This window comes from uncultured Vagococcus sp., assembly GCF_963518325.1.
Lineage (GTDB): Bacteria > Bacillota > Bacilli > Lactobacillales > Vagococcaceae > Vagococcus_D.
The window spans coordinates 1-7,853 of sequence record NZ_CAUQJB010000063.1 but is presented as its reverse complement, the minus strand read 5'-3'; the positions used below and the strand labels follow the sequence as shown (position 1 = coordinate 7,853).

The 7,853-nt window shown below is 40.5% G+C and carries 12 protein-coding genes; 10 read left to right on the top strand and 2 right to left on the bottom strand.

What is annotated here, in order from left to right; translation table 11 throughout:
• Positions 1 to 1,520: 1,520 nt before the first annotated feature.
• Both RWN13_RS23440 and RWN13_RS23435 read right to left on the bottom strand, forming a co-directional pair.
• Positions 1,521 to 1,754, bottom strand: coding sequence for a hypothetical protein (locus tag RWN13_RS23440; protein ID WP_314068650.1), 234 nt, complete (start codon positions 1,752 to 1,754; stop codon positions 1,521 to 1,523).
• Positions 1,755 to 1,832: 78 nt separating this feature from the next.
• Entirely contained in the window at positions 1,833 to 2,627 is a 795-nt protein-coding gene (locus RWN13_RS23435; RefSeq protein WP_314068648.1) for a hypothetical protein, read from the bottom strand.
• A 314-nt stretch (positions 2,628 to 2,941) separates the two neighbouring features.
• Here RWN13_RS23435 and RWN13_RS23430 point away from each other — a divergent pair, with 314 nt between their 5' ends.
• The 10 genes from RWN13_RS23430 (at position 2,942) to RWN13_RS23385 (ending at position 7,152) form a co-directional block, all read left to right on the top strand.
• Positions 2,942 to 3,469 carry a sigma-70 family RNA polymerase sigma factor gene (locus RWN13_RS23430; RefSeq protein WP_314068647.1) on the top strand — a complete coding sequence of 176 codons (528 nt, stop codon included), beginning with the start codon at positions 2,942 to 2,944 and terminating at the stop codon, positions 3,467 to 3,469.
• 114 nt (positions 3,470 to 3,583) lie between these two features.
• Positions 3,584 to 3,808, top strand: coding sequence for a hypothetical protein (locus RWN13_RS23425; protein WP_314068646.1), 225 nt, complete (start codon positions 3,584 to 3,586; stop codon positions 3,806 to 3,808).
• Positions 3,809 to 3,812: 4 nt separating this feature from the next.
• A complete protein-coding gene (locus tag RWN13_RS23420; RefSeq protein ID WP_314068645.1) occupies positions 3,813 to 4,076 on the top strand; it encodes a DUF2922 domain-containing protein in 264 nt (87 codons plus the stop codon).
• 61 nt (positions 4,077 to 4,137) lie between these two features.
• Positions 4,138 to 4,401: a hypothetical protein gene (locus RWN13_RS23415; RefSeq protein ID WP_314068643.1), complete on the top strand. Its 264-nt coding sequence runs from the start codon at positions 4,138 to 4,140 to the stop codon at positions 4,399 to 4,401.
• Positions 4,402 to 4,435: 34 nt separating this feature from the next.
• The gene (locus RWN13_RS23410) at positions 4,436 to 4,717 is read left to right on the top strand and encodes a hypothetical protein (RefSeq protein ID WP_314068641.1); all 282 of its coding nucleotides are present in this window, start codon (positions 4,436 to 4,438) and stop codon (positions 4,715 to 4,717) included.
• Complete coding sequence (locus tag RWN13_RS23405; RefSeq protein ID WP_314068640.1) at positions 4,714 to 5,688, top strand: GH25 family lysozyme; 975 nt, start codon at positions 4,714 to 4,716, stop codon at positions 5,686 to 5,688. Before RWN13_RS23410 ends, RWN13_RS23405 begins: the two co-directional genes overlap by 4 nt.
• A gap of 14 nt (positions 5,689 to 5,702) precedes the next feature.
• Complete coding sequence (locus tag RWN13_RS23400) at positions 5,703 to 6,281, top strand: helix-turn-helix transcriptional regulator (protein ID WP_314068638.1); 579 nt, start codon at positions 5,703 to 5,705, stop codon at positions 6,279 to 6,281.
• Positions 6,278 to 6,484 (top strand): hypothetical protein, encoded by a 207-nt coding sequence (locus tag RWN13_RS23395; protein ID WP_314068632.1) that lies wholly within the window; start codon positions 6,278 to 6,280, stop codon positions 6,482 to 6,484. The genes RWN13_RS23400 and RWN13_RS23395 overlap by 4 nt, the downstream gene beginning before the upstream one ends.
• A gap of 15 nt (positions 6,485 to 6,499) precedes the next feature.
• Positions 6,500 to 6,715 carry a DUF2922 domain-containing protein gene (locus RWN13_RS23390; protein WP_314068630.1) on the top strand — a complete coding sequence of 72 codons (216 nt, stop codon included), beginning with the start codon at positions 6,500 to 6,502 and terminating at the stop codon, positions 6,713 to 6,715.
• Positions 6,716 to 6,930: 215 nt separating this feature from the next.
• Positions 6,931 to 7,152, top strand: coding sequence for a hypothetical protein (locus RWN13_RS23385; protein ID WP_314068628.1), 222 nt, complete (start codon positions 6,931 to 6,933; stop codon positions 7,150 to 7,152).
• The last annotated feature ends 701 nt before the right edge of the window (positions 7,153 to 7,853 follow it).

The window sequence follows — 7,853 nt, the reverse complement described above, 5'->3', positions numbered from 1 at the left end:
CCGCAATCTTAATGGCTCAGCGGGAACAAATTGTTAGGGAAGCCTTGGAAGGTGATGAAGGGGAGGTCGTTGCCTGAGGGTTTAAAAGACTAGGGCATAAGTAGGGATAAAGCCAGTTTCAACGTAACGTTGAGCTGGCTTTTTGCGATTGATTTACACAAAAAAGCATTAGAGCAGGGCTCTAATGCTGCGTGATGAAGCCCATATACAAACTGTTTCAAAAAAAATACCACCAAATCAAGGGATTTCTCTCCATGATTTGGTGGTATTCGACTGGTGTAATAGTTATTCTCAATTCATAAAGGTCCCCTACAGTTAATAACTAAAAGTGTCTGTCTTTCCTTAACGTGTAAATGTTCATTCCCTCTCGTTTTTAGTCTAAAAACTGTCTAAATCAACACCTCAACAATTTATTCTTTGGCTAAAATCAACAACACACAATTCATGAGTGAAAACATCCCTCATATAATAACAGATAATTTGGTTGCTCACGCTCTTAATGATAACTAACAGTTAGCTGCATGGAATCGTCACTCAAAGATCTTTTAATAAAATCAGCGGTGAGCGATTATCCCTTTGGTATCAGCGGTTAGCTATCGATATCCAGTGGGATTTACTTGGGTGTAAAGCATGCTCATGAGTGATAGTTCCTCTCATTTAATAACGAGATGGTTGAGGTGGCAACCTTTAGTTATAACAGGGGGGCGAATGAGTGAATAGCTCATCCATGGTTCCTTTTTTTAGCCTTGGCAATAAGTGGCTAAGGTTCCCCAGGTTAATCTAACTGACTTTTCCATATCAACCCACAGTTTCTGAGTGAGACAGATCCTCATTTAATAACGAGTAAGTAGTTTCTTTTCTCATTATTAAAACAAGACCTGTGATGAGTGAATCGGTCGTCAGTTCTGGCTGATCCTATTTTTCGATAGGTTGGTTGCTGTCCATTTTTTGATTCCCAGTTATTTTAATTACTTATAAAATGAAAAGTTCAACTCAAGAGTGAAGCCATCACCTGTTTAATAACGATGATTTGATTGATACATCTCTTAAAAAGAACAAGCAACACAATGAGTGATTTCCTCATTCGTGGCTGACTTTTCAAATTTAAAGTGGCATTAAAATCGTCTGTTTTCCAATACTTGTTGATTAATGCCGTGGAACTGTAAGCACATATCCGCAGCCAATGGATGAGTTTATCCCTCATTTTATAACACCATGGTTAGTTGTTTTTTCCGATAGTAGAACACAGATCTAATGAGTGAATCATCCAGCTGTATTAATTGTGTGCCTGTGTTGTTATTAACATGCTGAAGGAGATTTTAGAGCTAAAAAATGATAAAGTTCGTAATGAGTGAATCTGTCACTCATCGATGGATTTACTTTCATGAGATTTCCTGACCTCTGTCTCCCAATTCCTTGGTATTCTTGAGATAGGTTAGGGTAAATTCATCAGCGTATTGGCCACTTGAAAAATCAAATCCTCAACAAATGGATGAGAATATCACCCGTTTAATAACAAATTAATTCTTAAAAACATCGTTTTTGGTCACGATAATATACTCGGCACCATCGCATCGTTTCGTCTGACGATTTCGTTTCCTCCCAGTCAACAAGACATCCATGGCAATTAACTCATTTAATTGTTTCTCCAAAAACTCCCCTGAGAGATTATCTAAAAAAACAGGAACATCGACCTTTTGCCTGCGGTTGGTTTGTTCTAAAAAGTGAACTCGAAGCTTTTTTTGACACGTCATATGTCTCACCCCCTTTTTACCATTCACACATACAACGAAAAAAAAGAGCGGACTCTTAAGGGGTTTTAAAAAACATTACTAAAACTTAATATCTGGAAAATCACTTTTAGTTAGTAAACCATTCGTTATGGCAGGCTGAATGGTTATTTTGACCATTTCCTTATTGTAAAAGGAAAGGGAATAGCGATTGAAGTCTTTTTTCGTTTTCAATTGTTTGATGCGACTTTGGATAAAGGGACTAAGGGGGCTAATGGTATCTAAGAGATGCTTTTGAAGCAAGCTTCTCTGGGTAGGACCAATGTACTCATAGTTAGCTAACATGTCATAGGAGCAACGATAGCTATCTAATTGTTCCAGTGCAGCGTCAAACCGTGTCGTAAAGTACTCAATTCCCAGGTTGATGATTACCACGGTTCCCCCTTCAAAGGTCAGTGAAGTGCGACTGTACTTGTTATCTTTTTCACGAATCTCCTGAAAGCTAATTAGTCGTGTGATCTGAACATACAACCCTTCGTTTACGTTCATAAGCGCACTGTTAGTAGTGAGAATAGCTGCTTTATAACCAGAGGTACCGTGAATATGTTTAACGAGCTGTTGTTGCCGTTTGTAATCGTGATTGCCTCTTTCAGATGTGTAGTTTGAAAATAGTTGTAACTGATTCACACTGGTGCTTACCCATCGTTCTCCTTTTAGTAACATTAAATTAATCGGTTGTTTGTTGTCTACTGTTTTATATAGGAGCAGCATATCGTCTGGCAAGTCACCCTGTTTTCGATAATTCGAATCAGCAACATAATAATCTAAGCGATCTTCCGTAATGGGGAATGATTCTGATACGTCGTTTATTTTATCATCTTTTTTATAGTCGGCCATACTATTCCTCCTTTCTTTTCTGACCGGTCAACCATCACTCGAGTGCCCAATTTGCTGAACTTTATACATTCATTATAAAAGCTTAGGGATGACATATCAAGGGTTTTCTTATAAGCAAATCTAGCACTAAAGGGGCGAATATAACACAAAATAGGGCCAATCATTCAGTGAAAGACGGTTACTATGGGAGTTTGATTATGGCGTTGTGGCATATTGGCAGGCAATGTGAGAAATTGGGATTTGCTGATTAAGAGATGACTTGTTAAAGTTTAGCCAAGTCATCGATGATTAATTGACTAAACGGAGTGATGAACATGACTAACTCGATTTATTTCGACGAAGAAACCTTGTTGCAAGACAATCAGGGATTGATTTATGGCGCAGTAAAAGCCGCGAGAATCAACAAAGAAATGTCTTACTTTGATGATTTTGTGCAAGAGGCTCAATTAGAGTGGTTAAAACTGATACGTGCCCAGCAACGTTTAACAGAACCAATGGATGTTGAGTATTTTAAAGCCTTTAGCTATAACAAAATTGTCTGGCACTTGCGGGACTTACGTCGCAAAATAATCAAAGAGGAAGAGTGGTTAGTAAAGTTTGAAGCACATGAGGGGGAGACGTTAGTAGATGATCCTTCGATTGATCCCAGTGACTTACTGATAAACAATTGCCGGGTGGATGAATTTATGAAAAGCTTGTCACCGTTAGAAAAAGAGTTTGTTTTAAAGCGATTTAATGAAGGCGTATCCATGACCCAGTTAGCTAAAGAGTATGGTTGTTCTCAGAAAACAGTGTATCAGTACCGCAAAAAGATTCAGCAGAAATATCGAGATTATTATTAAGATTTTCTAAAAGGGGGTGAGAATTCACCGCTAAATTTCGTGGTACTTGTGTAGAGGGTAAGAGGCAGGAACAAATTCTGGTCGGCTTATATCGCAAGAGAAAGGAAGAGTGCTATGTATCAAGAAAAGTTTGACAGTCAAAAAACGGAGGTGACATTGAACCAAGGGGGAATGAAAAGTAAACAAACCATGGCCAATGTCAAAGAAAAAGCCAATTCTGAAGGGCTAGTGGCGTTAGGGAAGTTGTTTGAGGAACTAGGGCCAGTTGGAACCTTGCTAGATGGAGTGGTGACGGTTAAACGTTATAACCATGTTCTTGGAAAAAAAGAAAGGGGGTAAGATCATGAATGAAAGTGTGACCAAAAAACTGCAGCTGATTTTTGCCAATGAGCTGGGGACGTCTAATACGATTAGTCCGAAATTATTTCGGGAAGATCTGACGTCAGCAGAAATTCAAAGCTGGATGGATCGGTTTAGTGCCTTAGGTTTATTTTACAATACGGATAAAAAAATGGCTCTCTACACAGAGAAAAAAGCAGCCCGTATAGTTGAAACTAAGACAGTGGAAATTTTCAATGTTTCCAAAGAGCCAGCGATTGAAGGGTAAGTGAGGATGGCCTTAGGCGGGGGGCTTCCCCCCGCCAGGTTTAAGAAAGGGAGTGAGAACGATGACTTTTTTAGGCTTAACCATTGGTGAAATCGGCGCGATTATTGGCTTGCTGTCAATGGTTTCAGCGTTGTGTATGAAGGGATTTATGACCATTAGAGAACAGGTGACTCGGCCTTTAATCAAGGCAATCGATGGCTTGCAGCAAGAAATTAAACAACTAGACCGAACCCTGACTGCGGAGCATTTACTGCTGAGGCAGGAAACTCGGGAGCTGTCTGAACGGTTGGATGGTTATGACAAACAATGGGCGGAGGTTAATTAATGAGGAGGCAGACTAAGAAAAAGGAGGGGGCAGGATGATGATTGGTGATCTGTTAACCATGATTAATGGTAGTTATTTAGTAGCACTAGCGGTTTTAGTGGGATTGGTAGTAGAGGTGATTAAACAGCAGTGGGTGGCAACGAAGTACTTTGCTCTTGTGGCAAGTGGGGTTGGGGTTATCTTAGGGATGATCATAGGGGTCATTTATCAGGAGTCTTTGATAATGACCAGCTTTAACGGTCTTTTGGTCGGATTACTGGCAGCCGGTGGCTTTGATGTGTTAAAAGAGTTACGGCGTTTACAGGTGTTCAAATGAGTCGGCCACGACCGCTGATTATCGATATCAGTGAGCATCAGTTGCCCAGTGGGATTCAGTATCAAGAGCTGGCCAAGCCTATTGATTTAGCGATCATCCGTGTTCAGTTTGGCAGTTTACGGGAAGATTTACATTTTCGCACCCATTTAAGAGAATTGAAAAAAGCGGGGATACCCGTTCACGTCTATGCTTGGGTTCGGGGGATTTCGGAAGTGGATATGGCACAGGAGGCTGAAGTTTTTTATCGCCGTGCTAAGGAATTTCAGCCTTTGTTTTGGTGGCTAGATGTGGAAGAACGGACGATGTCAGGGATGCCTCAGGGCTGCGAGGTTTTTCGACAGCGCTTGAAAGGACTGGGCGCTAAAAAAGTCGGAATTTATGTGGCGAATCATTTGTTTCATCATTTCGGTTTCAGAGAAGTTGATATAAACAAATACGATGGGTTGTGGTTACCAACTTACGGTGCTAATGTTGGCGAGTATCAGGGCGCAAATCCAACGGCTGCCACGTATTATGATTTACATCAGTATACCAGTACGGGGCGTTTACCTGGCTATAATGGACCCTTAGATCTATCGCGACACGCAGGACGACAGCCTTTTAGTTTCTTTTCGGGAACGGAAATCGGTCACAAACCAGGACCTTATCAGGTTGGTAACCGCGTGATGATAAATGGGGTGTATACCAGTTCGGTTAGTGATCAAAAACATCAACCACTGCGGACTCAAGGCGTGATTACTCGTATCATTCCAGGGGCGCGAAATCCCTATTTACTGGACGAAGGCGGCTTGGGCTGGGTGAATGATCAGTCGATTGTTAGTAAGGTGTCTAATCGCATGTATCAAGTCAGGTCAGGGGATACCTTATGGGGAATTAGTCAAACATTAGGGATTGCTTGGCAGACGTTAGCCAGTTTAAATCAGTTGGCCAATCCGGATTTGATTTATCCTGGACAGCTGTTACGTTACTAAAAAGGAGAATAATGATGATTAAAACAGAAGCGGATATTAAAGTTGGCAAGGGCGATACTAGAGTGGAGGTAGCTCGCTTGTTGCGGGAGTTACGGGAAGCAAAGCATATTAGTCAGGAAGAGTTAGCGAAGCGAATTGGCCGTAATCGCCAGGTGGTGGCACAGATGGAACGAGGTGTTTCCCAAGGCATTAATCTCTTGCGCTTGGAGGAGATGGTGGCAGCTTGTGGCGAACGCTTGGTGTTGGCTACGACTAAACAGAAAAAGGAAATTCCGTTGGATACATATCAAGAGGATCAGGTGCTGGTGGCCTTTGCCAGTGGCGAGATTGGCGAGGCAGAGCGACGGTTAAGTGGGTTGAGGCGTTGGCAGTATCCAGTGACGCAGGTAATGGCTTGTTGCAAACGAGATATGGCGGTGACTCTGAGTTATTATTTTAAAGGACGGACGGATTTGAGTCACTCAGAGATGAATAATATCACCATGGGGCTATCTCTGATTGGGTTTGTTAAAGAAGCTGTGGCGTTAAAAGAGTTGTACAACGACATCCTCGACCAAGCGGAGGAACTAATGAATGGAGGTGAAGCATCATGATGGTTATTTGGGAAGGAACGGATGTGGTGTGTTGTTACAATGTAGCAACTCAGAAAGAGCTTAAGCGGATTCGTCTTGTTCATCTGCCTAAAAATCCGGAGCCAAACAAAGTAGTGGAATTTGCCAAGTTATTCTTAGAGGTGTTACCAACCAAGTATTCCAAGGATTCAGTGCAAATTTTAACGCGGACGAGGTATTTTTAGAAAGGAGGGAGTCTGATGGCTAAAAAATTATATCTGTATTTTACCAATGAGGACGAACAGCCAACGACGATTGTGGTCCATGAACCCAATCAAGAGTTGAGCGCGGCGGCTGTGCGCAGTTTTATGGAAAAAGTGATAGCCATAAAATTATTTGAGCACAAAGGTCAAATGAAGTACGCCCATATTAAAGGGGCGAAGTATATGGATAAGAAGACGGAAATTTTGTTTTAGCAAAAGTCAGTGCAGGTGGTTTTGGCAGAATCGTTGGCCAACATTTAACTAAAGGGTGTTATTGATGCGTATAAGAAGTGTAAACCGAAGCCATCTGTTTGTTTTGTTATGGTACTTTGGCATGAAGATAAGTATCAAAGTAGCGCTTAAAATAAGTTGTACAACAATGGAAAAAATGTTATTTTAAAATAGGTACATTTAAAAGAAGGAAGTATATGAGGAGTTTATCTGGTTTTATCTTTATTTTAATTGCGTGGTATGTAATAACGTTTATACAAATGTTTTTAGCCTATGGCACAGCGTATCGGAAGGCTAAAGTCAATGGAGATAATGGTGTGTCGCTTGTAGGTTGGTTAATCGCTTATAGTTTGGCTGCGTATATCCCTTATTTAGGTATTCATTTATGGAAAAATAGTAAAAAAGATCATTTTAGATAGTTTCAGTTCTTGATTAGATCAGGTCCGACTATTTGGAGTGGTCATGGGTTCTAGCGAATAGAATGATAGTCATAATGATTGATAAAAGTGTCATCAACGATAGATTGGTGGCGCTTTTTGAGAATGTTGTCGTAGGTTTTTCAACGTGAATTTGTTCTTCTCTGAAAAAGATAAGTAACTGTGTTGATGGTTTACTCTTAATATAAATGGAATTCATTGTTTAGAGGTGTCATTTAAGGATTTAGGTGAGATGCCATGTATAACAAAGCCCCCACTTGTAAGAGGACAGATTTCACTGTTTTTCAAGCGGGGATTGTGTATTGATGGGGATATTTAATCTCGACCAATTTTATCTCACAAACTTCTCAGTGTAAAGCTAGGTCACTAGGAAGACTAGGTATAATCGACATTATGTTAACGAACTGTCAAACCATCCAACTTACGTTATTTAATTCTAATTTCCAGAAAAAGTTCCAAACTATACAATGATGCTGACATACGATACACATTATTAGTAATAATGTAACTACCACTGTTCAGTTACAAAAATATCCTTAAATAGATAATACAGCGGAGCAAATTTGTCTATTTAGATTTTCTGATTATTACGGCATGGCGAAGCCACTTATTTCGAAATATGGTGAGTCATCATCTTGCCTGAATTGAGCCACCGTTTCGGACCAATAGAGCCACCTCTCCTT